Genomic DNA, 21,038 nt, shown 5'->3' with positions numbered 1-21,038 from the left:
TGATTGGGGTAAGGATATTATGAACGTTTTACAATATGTTTTAGATATGGGCGCCGCTGTTGTCATGCCGATTATTGTGACAATACTGGGATTGGCGCTGGGGTTAAAGCTGTCCAAGGCCTTTCGCTCGGGGTTGACCATCGGTATTGGGCTGACGGCCATAAACCTCGTCATCGGTTTGATGGGGAGCGCTGTCACACCAGCGGCGACGGCTATGACAGAGCGCTTTGGCCTGAATCTGACGGTTATTGATGTGGGGTGGCCCATTTCAGCGGCCATTAGCTTTGGGACGAATATCGTTCCTTTCGTTTTTCTGGTTTGTGTGGCCCTCAATATCATCATGCTCACCTTAAACTGGACAAAAACCTTGAATATTGACTTTTGGAATTACTGGCATTTTGTCCTTACCGGGGCACTCATCCAGTATTTAACGGGAAATATGGTTTTAGGTGTGATTGGGGCCGGCATTACTTTTATTATCATCATGAAGTTTGCCGATTTATCCGCACCCTTGGTTCAGAAGTATTACGATATGCCCGGGGTATCCCTACCCCATACCGAATCGGTGAGCTGGGCCCCCATTGCTATGGGGCTGAATTGGGTGTACGATCGCATTCCTGGTTTTAGAAATATTGACTGGAACAATGAGAAAATCCAAAAACGCTTCGGCCTTTTGGGAGAACTGATGATGCTGGGACTCCTCCTTGGGATTGGACTAGGCGCTTTGGCGGGGTACGATCTTGGGAAGATGGTTGTCCTCGGGGTGAATATGGCGGCTGTGATGTTTATCCTGCCCCGGATGGTCAGGATTCTAATGGAAGGCCTGATCCCCCTCAGTGAGGGCGCCAAGGCATTCATGGAGAAACGCTTTCCAGGGAAAGAGTTGTACATTGGGCTGGATGCCGCGGTTGCAGTGGGCTCACCCGCCGTCATCTCAACATCGCTTTTAATGATTCCCATTACGCTGCTGCTGGCCTTTATTCTTCCAGGGAATAAAATTTTGCCCCTGGTGGATTTGGCAACCCTTCCCTTCTTCGTGCTTTGGCCAGTCATTGCGTCAAAGGGGAACCTTTTCCGTTCCCTGATTACCAGTACCATCGTCGTGACGGCCATCCTCTACATTGCCACAGATATTGCACCGGTGTTTACCACCATGGCCCAGGCCACCAGCTTTACCTTTCCAGAGGGCGCGACGACGATTTCATCATTGGATGGTGGGGCCCACTTAGTGCCTTATATTATTTACAAGATCGTGGGCTTCATCAATGGATTATTTTAAGACAACCAAATTGGAGGATATTGAATGATGAATCAGAAAATGAAAGCACAGATGTTCTATGCACCGGGGGATGTGCGCTTTGAAGAAACGGACATCCCCACCATTGGTCCGGAGGATATGTTAATCAAGGTCAAGGCGGCATTAACCTGTGGAACGGATTTAAAAACTTATCGGCGGGGCCACCCGACCATTATAACCTCCGTGCCCTCCACCTTTGGTCATGAATTTGCCGGAGAAGTCGTTGCAGTTGGAGAAAAAGTGACGCAATTTGAGGTTGGTGATCGAGTGGTGGGTGCCAATACTACACCGTGTTTTGAGTGTTATCACTGCAAGAAAAATGAATATAGCCTGTGTGAAAATTTGAATTATCTCAATGGTGCGTATTCAGAATATGTAGCGGTACCCGGCCACATGCTCAAGTATAATTTTTATAAAATTCCAGAGTCCCTGCCCTACGAGCAAGCTGCTTTATTAGAACCTCTGGCCTGTGCTGTCCATGGGGCGGATCGTATTCCAGTTAAAACAGGGGATGATGTGGTGGTCATTGGGGCCGGGCCCATTGGACTCATGTTTATGGATTTGCTGGCATTAAAGGGCGCCCGGGTCATTGCCGTGGATTTGTCCGATTACCGCCTGTCATTATCCCGGCAATTCGGGGCAGCGGGAACGGTAAATGCCGGGGATAAAGGGCATGTGCAAAGGGTTAAGGAAAAATGCAATGGTGGCCGGGGTGCCGATGTGGTGGTCGAGGCAACGGGCTTTCCGGAGGTATGGGAAAATGCCATTAACATGGTCCGTCCTGGAGGAACGGTTCTCACCTTTGGGGGGATGAAAAAAGGCACTTCCATTGCCATTGATTGCCAGAAATTTCATTATGAAGAAATCAATTTGAAGGCGGTGTACCATCACACCCCCTACCACGTCCAATGGGCATTAAACCTGCTGACGAATGGCAGCATCGATGGGGCTAAGTATATTTCTGGGGTATACCCCCTGGAAAATGCCATTGACGCATTGGAAAGCATTGCTCGGCAGGAGGGTATTAAATACGCCGTTTTACCAGAATAAAGGGTGAGAATCGAAGGCGCACAGCACCGTTAAACCGGTGCTGTGCTTTTTTAGATTCCAAGGGCAATTGGCTTTCCCGGGGGATGGCCTATGGTATAATTAAAAACATACTTTAAAGAAGGAAGTGACAGAATTTAATGATCAATCGGATAACGTTGGATAAAAGTAAGCTTTTATTCACCCGGAAGGCCTTAATTGCCTTGATCCTTCCCCTGATGATGGAGCAGTTCCTCACCGTTTTGGTGGGGATGGCGGATTCTATTATGATTGCCAGTGTGGGGGAGGCTGCCGTCTCGGGGGTATCTTTGGTGGACAATGTGTTCATCCTTATCCTTCAGGTACTGACGGCACTGGCCACCGGTGGGGCCGTGGTCATTGGGCAATACCTGGGCAGCCGAAGTGCCGGGGAAGCACGGCGGGCGGCAGAGCAGCTCATGGGATTTTTGTTTGTTTTTTCACTGGCCATTACGGCCTTTATGTATCTGGGGCAGGACTTTATCCTCCACGGGGTCTTTGGTGCGATTTCTGATGAGGTGTACGGCCATGCCCGGACTTATCTGCTTATTTGCTCGGCGGCGATTCCGGGGATTGCCCTGTACTGTGGGGTGGCGGCTATTTACCGGACCCAGGGAGATTCGGCGACGCCCATGCGCATTGCCATCGTTATGAATGCCATCAACGTGTGCGGGAATGCCATCCTGATTTATGGGCTGCACTTTGGAACGGCAGGGGTGGCCATTCCAACCCTGGCCTCCCGGGTGGTGGCGGCGATCATCGGGTTGGTCATCCTCCGACACCCCAACAAGGCGGTGTACCTTGACCAGATCCGACATTTCCGGTTTAATGGCGGCATGATCCGGTGGATTCTGCGCATCGGTATCCCCAGTGGGGTAGAAAATTCCCTATTCCAAATTGGTAAGCTGGTGGTCCTGGGGCTCATTACCACCTTTGGGACCTCCGCCATTGCGGCCAACGCTGTCTCCATGGCCGTGGCCAATTTTATGATTTTACCGGGAATGTCCATGGGCTATGCCATGGTTACTGTGGTCAGCCGCTGCGCCGGAGCCGGGGATGCAGAACAGGCGAAGTATTATGTTCGGCGGCTCATGGGGCTGACCTACCTGTCCATGTGGGTGATGACCATCCTGATTCTGGCGGTGCTGCCTGGGATTATGATACTGTACAACCTGACACCAGAAACGGCAGAAACAGCGACCCGAATTCTGTGGACCCATGGGATTATGGATATGCTGATTTGGCCCATCTCCTTTACCCTGCCCAATGCATTCCGGGCCATGGGCAATGCGGCCTTCCCCATGGTGGTATCCATCCTCTCCATGGTCCTTGCCCGAATTGTGTTCAGCTATATTTTTGCCCAGGGACTGGGCCTGGGGGTCTGGGGAACCTGGCTTGCCATGATTCTGGACTGGGCCGTCCGCTCAGTGGTGTTTGTCATTTATTATTTTAAAGGGAATAAGATGCACCGTGTGGTACTGGAGCGACATTAAATAAAAAAAGCCCGAACTGGGGCTTTTTTTGAAGATCATACCGCTAAATCCTGCTTTTCAAAGGAGTTAATCGCTTTTTTACAGGTTAGAAGATTCAGCAGGAGGAATACGACGAGTCCGATGATGAAGACGATGGCCTTGGGGAGCAGATTCTGGGGATCCGGGGTATCCAGGACGTCCCGCACATAGGGAATGGCGAAGGTACTGCCTTCGACGAGGATGGCACCAACCCAATAGACGGTAGTGGCCGCAATGAAGCTTTTCCCCACGGTGTTAATATCCCGGTAGTATCGACTGAAGAACACCCGATTAAAAAGGCCGAAGAGGGCGAAGCCAAAGCCCAGCAGGGCCAGATTTCCTTCCATGCCGGCCATATTGGGGGCGGGGTTCAGGGCATGGCGCACCAGGCTGAAGATTTCCACCAGTATCACCTGGATGACTTCAATCAGGATGACGAAGAGCATTCTGCCCCGAACAACATCGGCTTTGGTGATGGGGAGTCCCAGAGAATAAGCCACATCCCCATTTTCCCGTCCCAGCATACAGGTGAAGAAGATACTGAGGGTGGTATAAAAGAAAATCACAGTGTAGGGATAATTGGGGATGAGAACCATGGCGGCCAACAGCATGAATAGGGGAACCACAGGATGCATGACCAAGGTGATTTCTTTTTTTAGATACTTTGCATACATGAGGGATTCTCCTTTTCAAAATGAACCATGATATCCTCCAAATCAGCCTCCCGGGAGGGGAAACCCAACCCGGCAGCGTCTGTGGTTCGGACCAGAGCCGTGTCACCCTGCTTGCTGCGTTTGATGCCCATCAGCCGGGGATCATTGGCGGAGGGTGTGGTTCCCTCCGGCAGCGTGACCACCTGATAGCGGGTCACGAAATGCTTGAAACTTTCCTCAGCAATGATTTGGCCTTTCTTGATGTAAATAATATCGTCGGCACATTTATCCAAATCGGAGGTGATGTGCGTGGAGAACAAAATGGATTTGCCCTTGTCACAGAGGGTCAGGAAGACATCCAGCAGCTCATCCCGGGAGACGGGGTCTAGACCACTGGTGGGTTCATCCAAAAGCAGCAGCTCGGCGTTGTGGGACAGCGCCAGGGCCAGGGCGTACTTGACCTTCATCCCGGCGGAGAGCTGTTTTGGGGTTTTGTTCTCGTCCAGATTGAACAGCGTCATATAGCGAGCGTAGGCGACATCATCCCATTGGGAAAAGAAGGAACGGGTGATGGCGGTAATTTTCGACAGCTTTTTCAGGGGGTAGTACTGGATGCTGCTGCCAACGAAGCCGATTTTCTCTTTGATGGCCAGTTCATTTTTCTCCCAATCCTGATTGAAAAAGGTAATCCTGCCGGCATCGGGATGCACATAATGGAGAAGGGAATTCAGGGTCGTTGACTTCCCGGCACCGTTGCGCCCGATGAATCCGGTGATGTGGCCAGCCTCTAGGGTAAAGCTCACATCGGACAGGGCGAAGGCGGGATAGGCCTTACACAGTCCTTGTACCTTTAAAATGTCCATTATTCCTCACGCTCCTCTTCTTCTGCGTCAAAGATCATCTGGGTCACTTTGGTCAACATATCCTTGGGGGGGATGGCGATGCCCTGTTTTTTATCGCCCAGCACGAGCAGGGTATCCCCTGGGTGGATGTCGAAGACATCCCGGGCTTCCTTGGGGATGACGAATTGCCCCCGTTCCCCGACTTTTACAGTCCAGGCGTATTTCCCTTCCGGTGTTTTTTTCTTCATGGCTGCCTCCATTCGAGCATTAATCACAAAAGTATGATTTGTGTGATTTTTATGATATTCCTTTTCTGCGTCGTTGTCAATCATTTTCAAAAAAAACTTCCAGAACCCGTTGGGGGTCTGGAAGTTTTTGAATTAATGGGCCAGCGGCGCGATGCAGCGCTCCAAAATCCCATTGATGTAAGAGATGAAAATACCGTAATTGGTAAAGGGCACGTTCTGGGTCCGGGCCACGGCCATGCGGTGGGTTACCTCCATGGGATTGAGGGTACAGGCCCCGCAGTGGATGATGAGCTTGTAGGGGGTGAGGTCCTCGGGGAATTCCACCCCGCTGGTAAAGGTGAAGTCCGGGGTGATGCCGGTGTGGGCGGCGATCCATTTGGGGATTTTGTAGGTGCCGATATCGTCGCATTGGCGGTGGTGGGTACAGCCTTCGGCGATGAGCACCTTGTCTCCCTCCTTTAACGTATCCAGGGCACGGACCCCCTCCAAGGTTTGGGCCAAATCCCCCTTGTACCTTGCAAAGAGGATGGAGAAGGAGGTCAGAGGAATCTCTGGCGGAACGATGTGGGAGACTTCGGCGAAGGCCTGGCTGTCGGTGATGACCAGACGGGGGGCTTTACCCAGGCCCGCCAAGGTGTCCGCCAGCTCAGAGTCCCGGACCATCATGGCCGAGGCACCGGCCTCCAGCACATCCCGGATGGTCTGCTGCTGGGGGAGTATAAGCCGGCCCTTGGGGGCGGCCTTGTCGATGGGGATGACCAGGAGGACAAAATCTCCGGGGCTAAGGAGATCCGCCACCAGGTGGCGGTCCTTCAGGGTATCTGGCACCAGATGGGCCAGGTGCTCCTTAAGGGCGTGGATGTTCTCTCCCGTGGTGGCGCTGACGGCCATGGCTTCCGGGGGCAGCGCCGCCAGCTGGGCTGGGGGGACGGTGTCGGATTTATTGTAAGCCACCACATAGGGGAGCTTTTTCTCCCGGATGCGGGCTAGGAGGGATTCGTCCTGGGGGGTCAGGCCTGTGGCGGCATCCACCACCAGCACGGCGATGTCCGCCTTATTGAGTATCTGTCGGGATTTTTCGATGCGCAGGGCACCCAGGGCGCCGATGTCGTCCAGGCCGGGGGTGTCGATGAGGATGACGGGTCCCAAGGGCAGGAGCTCCATGGTTTTGAAAACCGGGTCCGTGGTGGTCCCCTTGACGTCGGAGACGATGGCCAGACGCTGGCCGGTAATGGCGTTAATCAGACTGGATTTACCGGCGTTGCGCCGGCCGAAAATGCCGATGTGGACCCGCTCGCCGGCGGGGGTGTTGTTGAGGCTCATGGGTGATGTTCCTTTCTTTTTGTAAAGGAACGTGCCATAATAAAAATGAGTGACCGTGGAGGGTAGTTGCCTGCCAAGGCATAAAAAAGCTACCCACGACTTTCCCGGTGATGGGTAGCATCGAATAAGAAACGTGGCAACCGCCTAAAGCGGTCACTCTCTACCCATATTATAGCACGTTTATCTATTTTTCAAGGGATACAGAACCGGATTAAAGGTTCTTTTTTTGTGCCGTGGGGACTCGTTCCGCTCACGATGTTCGCTGCACTCGTCGCGGGCTTCGCCCTACGGGAAAAAGCAGATGAGATTCACCTTTTGGAAATACATTCCCAAAAGGTGACCTTCATCTGTTGTTCCCCCACGGCTTCATTAAAACCGAAAGTCTCTCGTTCCGTTTTCAATCATTTCCAGTCGTTCCGCGGCAATGCCCCGGACCTTATCCTTGGGGATATTGCCCAGCTCAGCGGCAATCATGGCTTCACCCTTGGCCTGGGTTTCGGGGCCGGCATAATCCATGAGGTATTCCTTTAAGGTCATGAGGGCGTTGGGGTGGCAGCAATTGGCAATTTGCCCATTCTTTACCAGGCTCATGAAACGGTCTCCAGTGCGGCCTTCCCGGTAGCAGGCGGTGCAGAAGCTGGGAATATAGCCCAGGGTGAGGAGCCAATTTACCACCTCATCCAGGGTGCGGTTGTCATTGACATCAAATTGGGCAGAGTTATCCTCGGGTTTTTCCTTTTCCACATAGCCCCCCACGGCGGTGGAGGAAGCCCCGGAGATCTGGGAGACCCCAAGATCCAGTACCTTTTCCCGGGTGGCCTGGGATTCCCGGGTGGAGATAATCATCCCGGTGTAGGGCACGGCAATGCGGATCACTGCGACGATTTTTTGGAAGATTTCGTCGGAGATGGCGTTACTGAAGGTGTCAGGATCGATATCGTCTGCCGGGCGGATCCGGGGGACGGAGATGGTGTGGGGGCCAACCCCCTTGGCGGCTTCCAGATGCTCGGCGTGCATGAGCAGGCCCACAAAATCGTAGCGGTAGAGATTAAGCCCAAAGAGAACGCCACAGCCCACATCATCGATCCCCCCATCCATGGCCCGATCCATGGCCTCGGTGTGATAGGCGTAGTCGTGCTTGGGGCCCGCGGGATGAAGGGCTTCATAATTTTCCTTGTGATAGGTTTCCTGGAAGAGGATGTAGGTTCCGATACCGGCATCCTTTAATTTTTTGTAGTTTTCCACGGTGGTGGCGGCAATGTTGACGTTCACCCGGCGGATGGCCCCATTTTTGTGCTTGATACCGTAGATGGTTTTAATGGATTCCAGCACGTATTCGATGGGATTGTTCTTGGGGTCCTCTCCGGTTTCTAAGGCCAGGCGCTTATGGCCCATATCCTGAAGAGCGATGACCTCCTGACGGATTTCCTCCTGGGTCAGCTTCTTTCTTCGGATGTGGGTATTCTGGCGATGATAGGGGCAGTACACGCAGCTGTTGATACAGTAGTTGGAGAGATAGAGGGGGGCGAACATGACGATGCGGTTGCCGTAGAAATCCTGCTTGATTTTCTTGGCCAGGGAGAACATCCGCTCATTGAGATCCGGCTGGTCGCATTCTAACAGCACGGCGGCTTCCCGATGGGTGAGACCCTTGCAGTCCGCCGCCCGGGTAATGAGTTCCTCAATGAGTGTCCGGTTGCTTTTGTTGGCTTGGGCGTAGGCCAGGGTTTCTTCGATTTCTTGGTGGTTGATGAATTCCTCGGCTTTGGAGGAGTTGATGTTGTAGGGATACATTTTAGCTTCCTTTCGATTTGGAGAGAAAATTATTTGATTTTTTTACGAAGGCAGTGCGTCACCCCGGTCGATGACGAGGTGGCGGTCCACGCTTTCCATGCGTCGGCCCAGACACTGTAGACATTCTGCCGCCTCATCCCCGGTACAGATCTTATTATCGTAGAGGCTGTACTGCTTGCGGACCGCTAAAGGGGAGAGATTGGGCATGACCACGTTGGCCCCGGCCTGGATGCCCTGCTCCCGGCCGGTGGGATGGATGGTCCCCAAAGCAGTGGTGGCGGGAATAAGGGCCTTGGGGTTTAACAGCCGCAGGATGGACAGACAGAGCAGGGTCTGGGAAAGACTACCCGGGGGATTGCCCCCAAAGGGCGTGTCAGCGTGGGGGATAAAGGGACCGATACCGATCATCTGGGGCTGTCTTTTGGTCGTGTAAAGCAGCTCCTGGGCCAGATCCTCAGACGTTTGTCCCGGAGCCCCCACCATAAAGCCCATGCCCAGCTGATAGCCTAAATCCCCCAGAGTGTGTTGGCATTCCAGACGCTTTTTGCCATCCATTTCCGGGGGATGGAGGTGGCGGTACAGCCGGTCCACACTGGTTTCCTGACGCAGGAGGTAGCGGTCTGCGCCGGCAGCCTTGAGCTGGGCGTAGGAGGCCGCACTGCGTTCTCCCAGGGAGAGGGTGATGGCGCAGTCGGGATAAGCGCTGCGAATGGCCGTGACGATGTCCGCCATGCGGTCATCAGTATAATACCCGTCCTCCCCGCCCTGGAGGACGAAGGTCCGAAAGCCCAGGGTGTAGCCAGCAGCACAACAGCTTAAAATATCGTCCTTGGTCAGCCGATAGCGGGCTACCTTGGCATTGCTGCGCCGGATACCACAGTAGTAGCAGTCGTTTTTGCAATAATTGGTGAATTCAATGAGCCCGCGGATGTAGATTGCTTTGCCGTAATGGGCCTCGCAGACCCTGCGGGCAGACTGGGCCAGCCGATTTCGGACAGCATCCTCCGGCCGGGAGAGGAGGAGAGAGAGTTCCTCTTGACACGGGGGCTGTCCCTTTTCGATTTTTGTGAGAATAGTGTCCATATCGCCTCGTTTCGGATGGACAGCTGAAAAAAGGTTGACAAAAAAATCTGGCTCTAGTCTAATGAATAGACTGGGGCCAGGAAAAGTCACGCTTAAAATGAATGCGTCAAAAACGCAGCCATAATGTCGCAAAGCACCTTCCTGTCCGGGACGAACCCAAACCAGTCAGCCGTTCACTATGTATTGAGGGTTTCCTGGAAGGACGAACCTTGCAAGTTACCGTTGCCTGTTAGTGTAGCACGTTTTCCTTTTAGGAACAAGGATAAAAATTGGTTCTCAGGGAAAGGGTGCTAAAAGATTGCGCCAATCAGGCAGTGGTCGAAAGAGACTGGAGGGCCTTTTTGAATTGAAAAGTAAAGAGCACCACCGTAAAAGACACGGCCAATACATCGGCCACAGGCTCCGCCAGATACACCGCCAGGGTTTGGTTAGCCATGAATTGGGGCAAAAGATAAATCAGGGGGATCAGCAGTACAAATTTTCGCATTATGGCCACGATGATGGAGGCCTTGGCATTCCCCAGGGAAATAAAGGTCATCTGGCAGGCCATCTGAGCACCCATCACCACGATGGCGGCACCATAAACCCGCAGTGCCCAGGCGGTGTAGCGAATCAACTCAGTATCCCCGGTAAAGATACTGGCAAAAACCTGGGGAAAAGCCAGGACAGCGGCCCATAGGAGGGCAGAATAAATCAGGCTAACCCGGAGTAAGAGCCGAAAGGTCTCTTTAACCCGATAGGCATTGCCGGCGCCAAAATTGTAGCTGGAAATGGGCTGGGCCCCTTGGGCCAAGCCCTGCATGGGTAGCATGGCAAATTGCATAACGCTGGTCAGGATGGTCATTGCACCAACGGCAACATCTCCACCATAGCGGAGGAGAGACGCATTGAAGCATACCTGGATGACGCTTTCGCTGGCCTGCATGATAAAGGGGGCGAGCCCCAGGGCGACACAGGGTAGGATAATTCGGGGTGTCAGACCAAAATGCTTTTTTCCCAGATGAAGAACGGTTTTTTTGCTACAGAGGAAGGACAGACACCACAGGGCAGAGACCCCCTGGGAGATAATAGTCGCTAGGGCAGCCCCTTGAACACCCATATCCAGGACAAAAATAAAAATCGGGTCCAGAACAATGTTCAAAACTGCACCGATTAAGACCGTCAGCATTCCCGTTTTTGCAAAGCCCTGGGCGGTGATAAAGGCATTCATCCCAAGGGTCAGCTGAACGAAAATCGTTCCCATGGCGTAAATCCCCATATAGCTGATGGCGTAATTGATGGTATTTTCGCTGGCTCCAAAGGATAACAGTAAGGGGCGGCTGAAGAGCAGTAGAATGGCTGTTAGGATAATGGATAGGAGAACCTAGAGAGTAAAGCAATGCCCCAGGATGTGTTCCGCCTCCGAATCATCCCCCTTCCCCATGAAGATCGAGGCCCGGGGAGCCCCGCCCATACTCACCAGGGCGGCAAAGGCAGAAATAATCATAATGATGGGCAAACAGACCCCTACACCGGTAAGGGCCAAGGCCCCCACTTCGGGAATATGACCGATATAAATCCGATCCACGATATTGTAAAGCATATTAATGAGCTGGGCCGCCACGGCGGGCAGGGCCAGCTTAAAGAGCAGGCCGCCCACTGGGGCGGTGCCTAAAAAGGTACTGGTATCCTTCTGGCGTTTTTCGGGCATGATTGTATCCTCCGTCGATGTTTTATTCTAAAAAAATCTGTTGCTTATTTAAATCTAAAGTGACCACCGTACCCTCTCCTGGGGTGGAATCAATGCGAATCTTGTGGCCAAGTTGGTCCATAATCCGTTTGCAGAGATAGAGCCCAATACCTGTGGATTTTTTATTTTCCCGTCCATTATATCCGGTAAAGCCCCGTTCAAAAACCCGGGGGAGGTCCGCTGGATCAATCCCCATGCCTGTATCGGCCACGGATAGAATACCCGGGGAGGACATGGCAATGGTAATGCGTCCCCCTGGAGAAACGTACTTGATGGCATTGGACAGCAACTGTTCCAAAACGAAGCCTAGCCATTTAGCATCGGTCAGAACGGTGGCCTCCAGGGGGGGGTACACCAGAGTGATGTGGCGGCGGATAAAGGACCGGGCAAATTTGCGCAGGACAGGCCGGATAATGCCATTCAGGTCCGATGGGGTGAAGACATAATCCCGGGCGGTTCCCTGGGTACGAATGAATTGGAGAACCATTTCTACATATTGGCTGATTCGAAAGAGCTGCTCTGCGAGTTCTGCGCTCCCCTGGACATCTAATCCATCCCGGGCGGTTTGGAGCACCAGGTCCATGGCTGCAATGGGAGTTTTGATTTGGTGAGCCCAAAGGGTGTAATACTCATTGATGTCTGACAGACGGATATCCCCATCGGAAACCAAGCGACGCTTTTCCTCGGACAGAAGGTTTAGGAGGTGCTGGTAATCCTGGGCAATTTGGTCTCTCGGTTCCGGGAGGGCCGAAAGACTATCCACCACAGAGTTAGCGGCTTGGCGCAGCTTGCGGTGGGTTTCCAGGAAGCGTATAATATCCCAGGAAATAAGAGCCAGAGCCGCACAGGTGTATAGCAGTAAACCGTAAAGGAGGGGCTCCCAAGGCAGGTGGTAGAGAAAGAAAATCACCGGAAAAAGCAGCAGGGGAAGAAACCCGAGCAGCAAAGGGATGTCCCGGCCTTTCAAATAAGCAGTGACCATGGCCTTATTCCACCAGATAGCCCAGGCCGCGTTTCGTGGTAATAAAATTTGTTAAACCGATTTCGGCTAGGCGTTTTCGCAGTCGGGTAACATTGACGGTTAGGGTATTATCGTCAATATAAAGATCAGTCTCCCAGAGCTTTTCCATGAGCTGATCCCTGGAAATCACCTGTCCCGGATGCTCCATAAGGACCTGGAGAATCCGATATTCATTTTTAGTCAGCTCCAGCCGGGCATCCTGATAAGATAGGGTAATTTCCTTGGTGGAAAGCACGGCTCCCTGAACGACAAGCCGATCTGAGGACTCCCCGATGAAATCGTAGGCGCGGCGCAACAGCGCAGCAATTTTAGCCGTCAGCACCGTTAGCTCAAAAGGCTTGGCAATAAAATCATCAGCCCCCATATTCATGGCCATGACGATATTCATATCGTCGGAGGTGGAAGATAAAAAAATAATAGGGATACGGGAGATCTTTCGAATCTCCTGGCACCAATGGTAGCCATTAAAAAAGGGGAGGGTAATATCCAGCAGCACCAGATGGGGATCCCAGGCCTCAAAATCGTCTAAGACAGCAGAAAAACGGGTGGCGCAGTGGGTGTTGTAACCCCAGCCGGATAAATGGGTGGCAATGGATGCGGCAATAGAGTCGTCATCCTCCACAATGAGTATTCGATACATAGCGTTACCTCAGATCAAATGTTATACTTTCATTATAGCATAGCTGATAAATTTTTGCGCTTTCACATTGATATTAAAAAGTATAAAAAGATAAAATTATTTCTTGATTTACTGAGTACATAGGATATAATAAAATCAAATCGTTACTGAAAGGAGTGTTTCCAATGGCTTACAAAATTACTGATGAATGTATCGCTTGCGGTTCCTGTGCAGAACAGTGCCCAGTAGAAGCAATTTCTGAAGGTTCCATCTACGAAATCGATGAAGATACCTGTACAGAATGCGGCGCTTGCGCTGATCAATGCCCGGTTGATGCAATCGTTTTAGACGACTAATCAAAACCGAAATATGATAAAAAAGCCGTATGCCCATGGGGTGTACGGCTTTTTTTATCGCTATTTTAAAAACATATTTCGAATGACTTTGTACAAAATGGCCGCTAGTGGCCAGATGATCCAGCTGCTTCCCCAGTTTCCGCTCAGAAAGCTGGAGCCCAGATAAAGGACCGTGACGATGGGCCAGTACATCCCTTTAAAGGATTTCTCCCGGGCAGTTTCTTGGGCTTTTGGTGTTGGATCAGCGGCACAGTTGTAATAATCTGCATCCTGGACCAGTTTGCCGTAATGGCCCCGTTGACTGCCAAAGACAATGATGAGGAAGACCCCTGCTGCAACCAGCAGCAAAAGAAGGACCACCCCCAGTTCCATCAGCAAATCATTTTCTGTGACGGATGGAAGGATGACGGCCAAGGGACTGAGGACACAAAGGCAGATGCCACTGGTCAGACCAAGGGTAAACCCGCCGGATTCCTCGGCCTTCTTCTCCACCACCCAGGTAATCATCTCAGGGTCTGGGATGAAAGCTGAATTGAGATATTTATAGGGCTCCTTCAGATGATCTGCAAAGATGAACAGAGCGACTCCGATGGCTACCCCAATGAAGAGAGGAATCAGTCCAAGGATTCCACCTAAATCTGTGGGCATCAGGGTAGCCATCAAAATCAAAAGGGCTGGGGATACGATGCATAAAAAGACACCCATGCCCACCATCATATCCGTCTTCCGGGAAACTTCCAGGTATTCATCCGCCATGGCAATATCCACCACGGGTCCATCCTCCGGTGGTGTTTCCGGAGTCGGTTGGGGGTCAGGTTTTTCCTTCTGAGCTTCGAAGGGAGATTCGGGTTCTGGCTTTGGCTCTGGCTCCGGAGCAAAGAGTTGTTTCAGCTCATCGATATTGCCAAACTCTGAAATCACCGTGCCAATGGCCTCGTTTTCGCTTTTTCCGGCAGCCTTGAGCTCGTTATAGCGTTCCTCCATGGAATCCTGGAGGTCTGCCTTGGCCCGCCGAACATCCTCGGTATCGGGCAGGCTTACAAACAAATTATCCAAATAGTTTAATAAGGTTTCCACTTCTTCATACCTCACATGATGAATACATGATAAATTTCTCGACAACATCCTTTGTGATGCTCCACTCGTCGCATTTCTCCTGGTAATAGTGCCGCCCCGCTTCTGTGATATGGTAATACGTTCGGCGCTTACCCTGGGTCTCCCCGCCGGGATAAGATTCGATATAGCCGTTCTTTTCCAATCGATTGAAGGCAGAGTACAGCGTTGTCTCCTTAATGACGTAGGCGCCCGCTGTCCGGGTTCGGATTTCCTTTGAGATAGCGTAACCATAAGAGTCGCCCTTGCAGAGCAGATACAGGATGATTGTATCGTTATATCCGCGGATCACATCGCTTCCGATCATAATCTCATCCTCCTGACATTACTCCGAGGGATATACTATGTCTGTCGGAGTAATTTTAGTATAAACTGATTACTACGACAGGTCAAGTAATTTTTGGAAATAGTGAAAAAATAAAAAAGCCATCCCAATCCTGACGGATGGATGACTTCATAGGGTGATCTCTAAATAATCATGCGATCATTAATATCTAAAAAGCTGGATTCATCGGAAATATCCTCAATGGCCTCACCAATTGCCGGCGGCTCGTACTTGGTGGACAGCACCTCCCGTGGGGTTTCCAGTTCCTCCCTGGTAAAGGGAAATTCATCCCCTGGCTCCCGGAGGTAGGTGAGTAAATCCCAGAGGCCTTCACCCGTATAAGAGCTAATGGGAAAAATAGGATTGGCCCCAGTGAGCTCCAGCCAGCGAATGGCCTGCTCTGTATTGGCATAGGGAGAATCAATCTGGGTCACGATGCCGATAATTGGTCGGGTACTGACCCCATCGATGGCGGGTGGGTACAGGGAATAAGGCTCTGTGGCAGAAATCAGCAGGGCCACCACATCCGATTCATAGGCATAAAGAGCCAAGGCCCGGGCCAAGCTGGCATTTTCAGCATATTCCCCAGGAGTATCGATAATGACATCAAAGTAATTGATATATTGGGTTTTTTCGTATTGAATCTTCTTGCCCTTCAGTGCCTGCTTCAGGGTCGTCTTACCGCATTCGCTGCGGCCGATGAGTACCATTTTCTTCATAGGTCTGCCTTCTTAGAATGTAAAAAATCAGGTTTTAGTAATATCGCACACCGTAAACCCGAGGGTTGTTTTTAAATAATTTAGAATTGCCTTAACGGCAGAGTTAACATCAGAAATCCGGCCAGTAAAAATAAGGGTACCGCTGAAACGGTCAATAAATCCAATGTCGATGGCTGCGGTTTTGGTGGCCATATCACCAGCAATCACAGCGATTTCCGGTGGTGTCATGCTTAAGATGCCAATGGCCGCCTGGGAATAATCAATGGCGGGGTTTAGCCCCAGTTTCTGATATACGATGGCCGCAGGACCAGCGATGATATGGGCCAGGGTAACCTGTTTACCAGGCACGGTTTCCTGGATAATCCGTAATTTGCCCTCATTCGAGCCTAAAATATTGTTCATGTCCATATGAACGCCTCCTTCATCTCCAGAAGAGGAAAAACCTCTATATTGACTATATCACGAAAAAGGAAGGGGATGCCATGGAATTTATGGGGTGCTGACAGCAAAATCTTGCGTTTCCTTTACGGTTTATGACAATTTTTGTACTTTGTCAAAAAAAACAAAATAGTAGCCGTTTAGGACAGAATTGTAACGGTGACTCTATTGAAATCATTAAAAATTAGTGCTAATATTTGTATAGATTCCAAAGAACCATCGTATTGGTAATGTTGACGCCGTAGCGATTTATACATCTGAACGATGGGCGGAGCAGTGACCGTGATTGGAATTATGAAATACGGGTTAGGAGAAAACGGCGAAATACGACGATGCTTTGGTTCATAAGCGCTATGCCTTTAAAAGCACGACGTATCCCCCGAATTACGCGCCGCACGCTTCACCGTTTCCGGCCTGCATTTCCAAATACTGTCATCATTTCAAGGCTACCAAGGTTCATTCTTTTGGTAGCTTTTTTCGATTTGCCCTCATTGATTTAAATTTGATTTCGTGAGTGTGTCAGACCAGCGTTTTAAGGATGAAAAGAAAAAGCAAAGGAGAATCCTATGATAAACCATCAATCGATGTGGGCTGCAAATCCTCAGCGGGATAAAACTGTCGTTATCAGTGATCTGCACTTAGGTGTGGATGATCGCTATACAGAAACCCAAAAGAATCGTGCCCTCCTCGTTGAATTCCTGCAGCGGTTGGAAAAAACCGACGATGTCAAAGAACTCGTCATCGCTGGTGATTTCCTGGATGCGTGGTTCCTTCCGGTTTATTACCCCAGCTATACCGATGAAGACCAGTTCTATCGTGATGTTGCGGCGAATAATCAGGCTGTGATGGATGCCCTCAACCACCTCATTCAAAGTGACATGACGGTGGTCTATGTCGCAGGGAACCACGATTTGACCATGAAGCCAGAACTTTTGGATGAGCTATTGCCCGGCATCGTGCAAATCCATGAAAAGCAGGGATTAGGCCGATATTATACGGGCAAGCGGAAGGAAATCGTCATTGAACACGGCCACCGGTACGATGCCTTCAGTGCACCGGACACCCTGACCAATCGGGAACTCTGCGGGAATGATGAAACCATCTTGCCCATGGGCTATTTCTATGCCCGCTATGGTGCCACTGCCTATCTGGAAGGCTATCCCAAGGTCGAAAAGGATCTTCCGGTCATTACCCAGGTCCCGGATCCCTCGGATGTGGATCAATACGGTGCCTATCTCTACTATTCCATTTTAAAAGGCGTATCGGAACGTTGTACCCCTAAGGTGGATTTACAGGATAAAATCTTTGATATGCACATCGGCGGCTTTGATGATGCCTATTCCTATCTGGATTTTTATCCGGCTCAGCAGGAGGATGGAACCATTTCTGCGCCGGTTCTCTTTAAAAACATCCAGCGCACCTGGGACGAGCGTCAGAAATTAAATGATGTGAAGCGACCGAACAGCTTTATTGAAGCCGCTTCGGGAACCCTTGATTCATCCTACTATACCCAAAAAGCTGTGGAAGAGTACTTAGAAAATCCAGATGAACAGGTCGAAGTGGTCGTGTTCGGCCATACGCATATTCCGGGATATTGCAAAACAGATATGGGAAAAACCTATATCAATTCCGGAACCTGGATCGATCATAACCTGGATGATCCCGATGCCACCTGTATCTTTGCCGTCATCACTTCCGAGGATACAGATATCGTGGCGCTATACAGCTATCAGGCGGATGGTTCTTTGCAGATCATCACCAAACAGCTCTGAGATGGGGAGGGCTCATACCGATTTTCATCAGCAGCGGCCTGGATTCTTAGAATCCAGGCCGTTTTTTATCTTGTCTGGCTCTTCCACTACCGACCTTCACACGGTTTTATGTTACAATGGCATCATTAAAACAATAATGGATAAAAATCCCAATGGAAAGCAGAGATAATATGATGAAAAAAGGTGATCACTTCGAAATGAAAATCCAGGGGGCCGTGTTTCCTGGTAAGGCTTGGGGCCTGGTCCCCATCGGCGACGACATGCGGAAATGCTGGGTCAAGGATGGCATTCCTGGCCAAAAGGTACGCATCATGGTGACGAAAAAACGGAGTAAAAAGATTGAAGGCCGGATTCTGGAGGTCCTGCAAAAAGCTCCGGAGGAAATTATGCCGGCTTGCCCCCACTTTGGGCGCTGCGGCGGCTGTTCCCTCCAGAACCTGCCCTATGAAAATCAGCTGGCCATGAAGAACGATTATGTCATGGGCCTGCTGGCCGATGCTGGCATCACCGGCTACGATGCCCTACCCATCGTCCCCAGCCCCGAGGTCTGCGGCTACCGCAATAAAATGGAATACTCCTTCGGGGATGATGCCCCGGATGGCCCCCTGCTCCTGGGCCTCCATGAAAAGGGGAGCTTCTACAACATCCTGCCCACACCCCACTGCACCATTGTCGATGGCGACTTTGGCAGCATTCAAACCGCCGTGGCCGGGTGGTTCGCCGAGGGAAGTACCACCTACTTCCATAAGCGACGTCACGAAGGCTTCCTGCGCCACCTCGTCGTGCGCAAGGGCAAAGCCACCGGGGAAATCCTCATTAACCTCGTCACCACCAGCCAGGGCGAGCTGGATGCCGGGGCCTTCACATCGCTATTGCTGGAACTACCTCTAACCGGGACCATCGTCGGCATCCTCCACACCCTCAACGATGGCGTGGCCGACGTGGTCAAGGCCGATGATATGAAAGTCCTCTACGGGCAGGATATCCTCCATGACCGGATCCTGGGGCTGGATTTTGAAATTTCCACCTTCTCCTTTTTCCAGACTAACACCCTTGGGGCCGAGCAGCTCTACAGCGTGGTGCGGGAATTCGTTGGGGATACTCCGTCAGAGGTTCTCTACGACCTCTACTGTGGCACTGGCACCATCGCCCAAATCATGGCACCCGTCGCTAAAAAAGTCGTGGGCATCGAGCTGGTGGAGGAAGCCGTAACCGCCGCAGAAGCCAATACCAAACGCAATGGCATCACAAACTGCACCTTCATCGCCGGGGATGTTATGGAGAAGGTGGCCGAGCTCACCGACCGCCCCGATGTCATCATCCTCGATCCGCCCCGGGATGGCATCCATCCCAAGGCCATCTTTAAAATCATCGACTTCGCTCCGGACACCTTTGTTTACGTCTCCTGTAAAGCCAGCTCTCTGGCCCGGGATCTGCCCTTCTTTGTGCAGGCCGGGTATCAGGTGGAAAAGGTGCGATGTGTGGATATGTTTCCGGGGACGGTGCACGTGGAGACGGTCGTATTGATGTCACGTTAGAACCCTTGAAAAGACTGTGTTTTTTAGTAACATCTAAATCAACTACCCGACCTAAAGTGTGTTTTTGCGTTTGTGGGAACATATCAAGACAAATTAAAATGTAAATATGGTTGAGTGGACAGGATAGATGAATTTGATATGTTGAGAAGATAAAATAGATAACAATGTAAAAGTAGGTGAGAAAATGAAATTTGAATTAAATGAGTATAGAAGTGAATTAACTGACGAAGAAATCATAGAAGATATTAAGCGTGTTGCAAAAGAATTGAGCAAAGACTATATTTCTATTTCTACCTATAAGAAATATGGAAAATATTCACAGACTGCAATACAAGGTCATTTTGGAACATGGAAAAATGCATTGTCGAAATCGGGGTTACGAAACGAAAGAACAAGATCTGAGTTGAAGCAAATAAAAAATGAAGATTATTATGCTGATTTGCAGCGGATAGCGAAACAACTTAATAAGGATACCGTACTATACGATGATTATAAACAGTATGGGAAATACGCAGCTGAACATGTCTTTTCAAGATTTAAAACTTGGGACAAAGCATTATTGTCAGCAGGACTTCAACCAACGGGTTTGGCTAGAAGAAGAATTGATGAACAAACACTTTTTAATGAATTGGAGCGTATCTGGACAAAATTAGGAAGGCAACCAACATCAACTGATATAACGAAGGGGAATATATCAAAATATTCTCTTGATACATACAAACGAAGATTTGGCAGTTGGAGAAAAGCATTAGAAGCCTTTGTTGAATATATCAATTTAGATAGTTCAGAGGAAATTAATGAAGAAGAAATAAAGGAAAATAAAATAAATGATCAGGACAATATTTCTAAAACTATTAGTGTAGAAAAACCTCTTAAAAAGAAAGAGCACAGGACTTCAAGAAATATAAATGCACGGTTGCGTTTTAAAGTGTTGAAGAGAGATAATTTCAAATGTTGTGCTTGCGGTGCGTCTCCAGCAAAAGATCCATCTGTGGATTTACATGTAGACCATATTGTTCCTTGGGCTAAAGGTGGAGAAACAGTAGTTGAGAATTTGCAGACGCTATGCTCAAAGTGTAATTTAGGTAAAGGTGATATGGAATAAGTTGACATGTTTCCGTGAACAGTCAAAATGAGAAATTTACTGTGGACATATTCCCGCGAACGAGTAAAATGCAAAAAAAGCTGTGGACATATTCCCTTAAACGGAGATATGCAAAATTACACTCAAGACATCAAAACGAACGGTTCGTTCCACGTGGAGACAGTAGTAATGATGATATTGTATAGTTTTAGTTGACAACTGATTCACAAGGATTTAAGCTAATCAAAGAGTCAGGAGGAGACGAAAAAATGGCAAAGAATAGACAATATGATCCAGAATATAAGATACAGGCCGTGAAGCTGGGAAAAGAAATTGGTCAGTCTAAGGCAGCTAAGGAACTCGGCATTCCCAAGAATACATTGTATTCTTGGATGAGATCCTGCCGACTCGGTAAGTTAGACCTGGGGCCAGGTTCACAGACGCCAACAAGCGCCATGTCACTGACCGAGGAGCTTATCACCTTACGCCAGCACGTTAAGGCACAGAA

General features: G+C 50.2%; 20 protein-coding genes and 1 pseudogene. 8 read left to right on the top strand and 13 right to left on the bottom strand.

Going from position 1 to position 21,038, the window contains the following annotated elements; all coding sequences use genetic code 11:
• The first annotated feature begins 19 nt into the window (after window positions 1–19).
• The 3 genes from BLW33_RS07540 (at window position 20) to BLW33_RS07530 (ending at window position 3,855) form a co-directional block, all read left to right on the top strand.
• Window positions 20–1,279 carry a PTS galactitol transporter subunit IIC gene (locus BLW33_RS07540; RefSeq protein ID WP_090307138.1) on the top strand — a complete coding sequence of 420 codons (1,260 nt, stop codon included), beginning with the start codon at window positions 20–22 and terminating at the stop codon, window positions 1,277–1,279.
• 24 nt (window positions 1,280–1,303) lie between these two features.
• Window positions 1,304–2,347: a zinc-dependent alcohol dehydrogenase gene (locus tag BLW33_RS07535; protein ID WP_242911626.1), complete on the top strand. Its 1,044-nt coding sequence runs from the start codon at window positions 1,304–1,306 to the stop codon at window positions 2,345–2,347.
• Window positions 2,348–2,484: 137 nt separating this feature from the next.
• Window positions 2,485–3,855, top strand: coding sequence for an MATE family efflux transporter (locus BLW33_RS07530; RefSeq protein WP_176966660.1), 1,371 nt, complete (start codon window positions 2,485–2,487; stop codon window positions 3,853–3,855).
• A gap of 35 nt (window positions 3,856–3,890) precedes the next feature.
• Here BLW33_RS07530 and BLW33_RS07525 read toward each other — a convergent pair whose 3' ends face one another.
• The 9 genes and pseudogenes from BLW33_RS07525 to BLW33_RS07485 form a co-directional block, all read right to left on the bottom strand.
• On the bottom strand, window positions 3,891–4,547 hold the full coding sequence (locus tag BLW33_RS07525) for an ABC-2 transporter permease (protein WP_090307135.1): 657 nt from the start codon (window positions 4,545–4,547) through the stop codon (window positions 3,891–3,893).
• Entirely contained in the window at window positions 4,529–5,389 is an 861-nt protein-coding gene (locus tag BLW33_RS07520) for an ABC transporter ATP-binding protein (protein ID WP_090307132.1), read from the bottom strand. The genes BLW33_RS07525 and BLW33_RS07520 overlap by 19 nt, the downstream gene beginning before the upstream one ends.
• Window positions 5,389–5,616, bottom strand: coding sequence for an AbrB/MazE/SpoVT family DNA-binding domain-containing protein (locus tag BLW33_RS07515; protein ID WP_090307349.1), 228 nt, complete (start codon window positions 5,614–5,616; stop codon window positions 5,389–5,391). Before BLW33_RS07515 ends, BLW33_RS07520 begins: the two co-directional genes overlap by 1 nt.
• 132 nt (window positions 5,617–5,748) lie before the next feature.
• Complete coding sequence (hydF, locus tag BLW33_RS07510; protein WP_090307129.1) at window positions 5,749–6,939, bottom strand: [FeFe] hydrogenase H-cluster maturation GTPase HydF; 1,191 nt, start codon at window positions 6,937–6,939, stop codon at window positions 5,749–5,751.
• Window positions 6,940–7,308: 369 nt separating this feature from the next.
• Window positions 7,309–8,733: a [FeFe] hydrogenase H-cluster radical SAM maturase HydG gene (hydG, locus tag BLW33_RS07505; protein WP_090307126.1), complete on the bottom strand. Its 1,425-nt coding sequence runs from the start codon at window positions 8,731–8,733 to the stop codon at window positions 7,309–7,311.
• Between the two features lie 42 nt (window positions 8,734–8,775).
• Window positions 8,776–9,816, bottom strand: coding sequence for a [FeFe] hydrogenase H-cluster radical SAM maturase HydE (gene hydE, locus BLW33_RS07500; protein WP_090307124.1), 1,041 nt, complete (start codon window positions 9,814–9,816; stop codon window positions 8,776–8,778).
• 307 nt (window positions 9,817–10,123) lie between these two features.
• Window positions 10,124–11,506 (bottom strand): annotated as a pseudogene (locus tag BLW33_RS07495) (MATE family efflux transporter).
• 22 nt (window positions 11,507–11,528) lie between these two features.
• Window positions 11,529–12,527: a sensor histidine kinase gene (locus tag BLW33_RS07490; RefSeq protein WP_090307122.1), complete on the bottom strand. Its 999-nt coding sequence runs from the start codon at window positions 12,525–12,527 to the stop codon at window positions 11,529–11,531.
• Between the two features lie 4 nt (window positions 12,528–12,531).
• Window positions 12,532–13,206 (bottom strand): response regulator transcription factor, encoded by a 675-nt coding sequence (locus BLW33_RS07485; RefSeq protein ID WP_090307119.1) that lies wholly within the window; start codon window positions 13,204–13,206, stop codon window positions 12,532–12,534.
• 164 nt (window positions 13,207–13,370) lie between these two features.
• Between BLW33_RS07485 and BLW33_RS07480 the strand changes: the two genes are divergently transcribed.
• The gene (locus BLW33_RS07480; protein WP_090243523.1) at window positions 13,371–13,541 is read left to right on the top strand and encodes a DUF362 domain-containing protein; all 171 of its coding nucleotides are present in this window, start codon (window positions 13,371–13,373) and stop codon (window positions 13,539–13,541) included.
• A 60-nt stretch (window positions 13,542–13,601) separates the two neighbouring features.
• On the opposite strand, the gene BLW33_RS07475 is transcribed toward BLW33_RS07480, so the two are convergent.
• The 4 genes from BLW33_RS07475 to BLW33_RS07460 all read right to left on the bottom strand — a co-directional run bounded on the left by BLW33_RS07475 (window position 13,602) and on the right by BLW33_RS07460 (window position 16,106).
• A complete protein-coding gene (locus BLW33_RS07475; RefSeq protein WP_143032602.1) occupies window positions 13,602–14,618 on the bottom strand; it encodes a permease prefix domain 1-containing protein in 1,017 nt (338 codons plus the stop codon).
• A 4-nt stretch (window positions 14,619–14,622) separates the two neighbouring features.
• Window positions 14,623–14,961, bottom strand: a complete 339-nt coding sequence (locus BLW33_RS07470; protein ID WP_090307113.1) for a PadR family transcriptional regulator — start codon at window positions 14,959–14,961, stop codon at window positions 14,623–14,625.
• A gap of 161 nt (window positions 14,962–15,122) precedes the next feature.
• Entirely contained in the window at window positions 15,123–15,698 is a 576-nt protein-coding gene (locus tag BLW33_RS07465) for a EutP/PduV family microcompartment system protein (protein ID WP_090307110.1), read from the bottom strand.
• Between the two features lie 27 nt (window positions 15,699–15,725).
• Window positions 15,726–16,106: a BMC domain-containing protein gene (locus tag BLW33_RS07460; protein ID WP_090243531.1), complete on the bottom strand. Its 381-nt coding sequence runs from the start codon at window positions 16,104–16,106 to the stop codon at window positions 15,726–15,728.
• A gap of 596 nt (window positions 16,107–16,702) precedes the next feature.
• On the opposite strand from BLW33_RS07460, the gene BLW33_RS07455 reads away from it, so the two are divergent.
• The 4 genes from BLW33_RS07455 to BLW33_RS07440 all read left to right on the top strand — a co-directional run.
• Entirely contained in the window at window positions 16,703–17,908 is a 1,206-nt protein-coding gene (locus tag BLW33_RS07455; protein WP_090307106.1) for a metallophosphoesterase, read from the top strand.
• 170 nt (window positions 17,909–18,078) lie between these two features.
• Window positions 18,079–19,446: a 23S rRNA (uracil(1939)-C(5))-methyltransferase RlmD gene (gene rlmD / locus BLW33_RS07450; protein ID WP_341456151.1), complete on the top strand. Its 1,368-nt coding sequence runs from the start codon at window positions 18,079–18,081 to the stop codon at window positions 19,444–19,446.
• A 184-nt stretch (window positions 19,447–19,630) separates the two neighbouring features.
• Complete coding sequence (locus BLW33_RS07445) at window positions 19,631–20,551, top strand: homing endonuclease associated repeat-containing protein (RefSeq protein ID WP_090307103.1); 921 nt, start codon at window positions 19,631–19,633, stop codon at window positions 20,549–20,551.
• 248 nt (window positions 20,552–20,799) lie between these two features.
• The coding region (locus BLW33_RS07440) for a transposase (protein ID WP_143032601.1) at window positions 20,800–21,038 on the top strand (239 nt) is incomplete at its 3' end.

Source organism: Eubacterium aggregans (genome assembly GCF_900107815.1).
GTDB lineage: Bacteria > Bacillota > Clostridia > Eubacteriales > Eubacteriaceae > Eubacterium_O > Eubacterium_O aggregans.
This window is presented reverse-complemented; position numbering and strand designations above follow the sequence as displayed.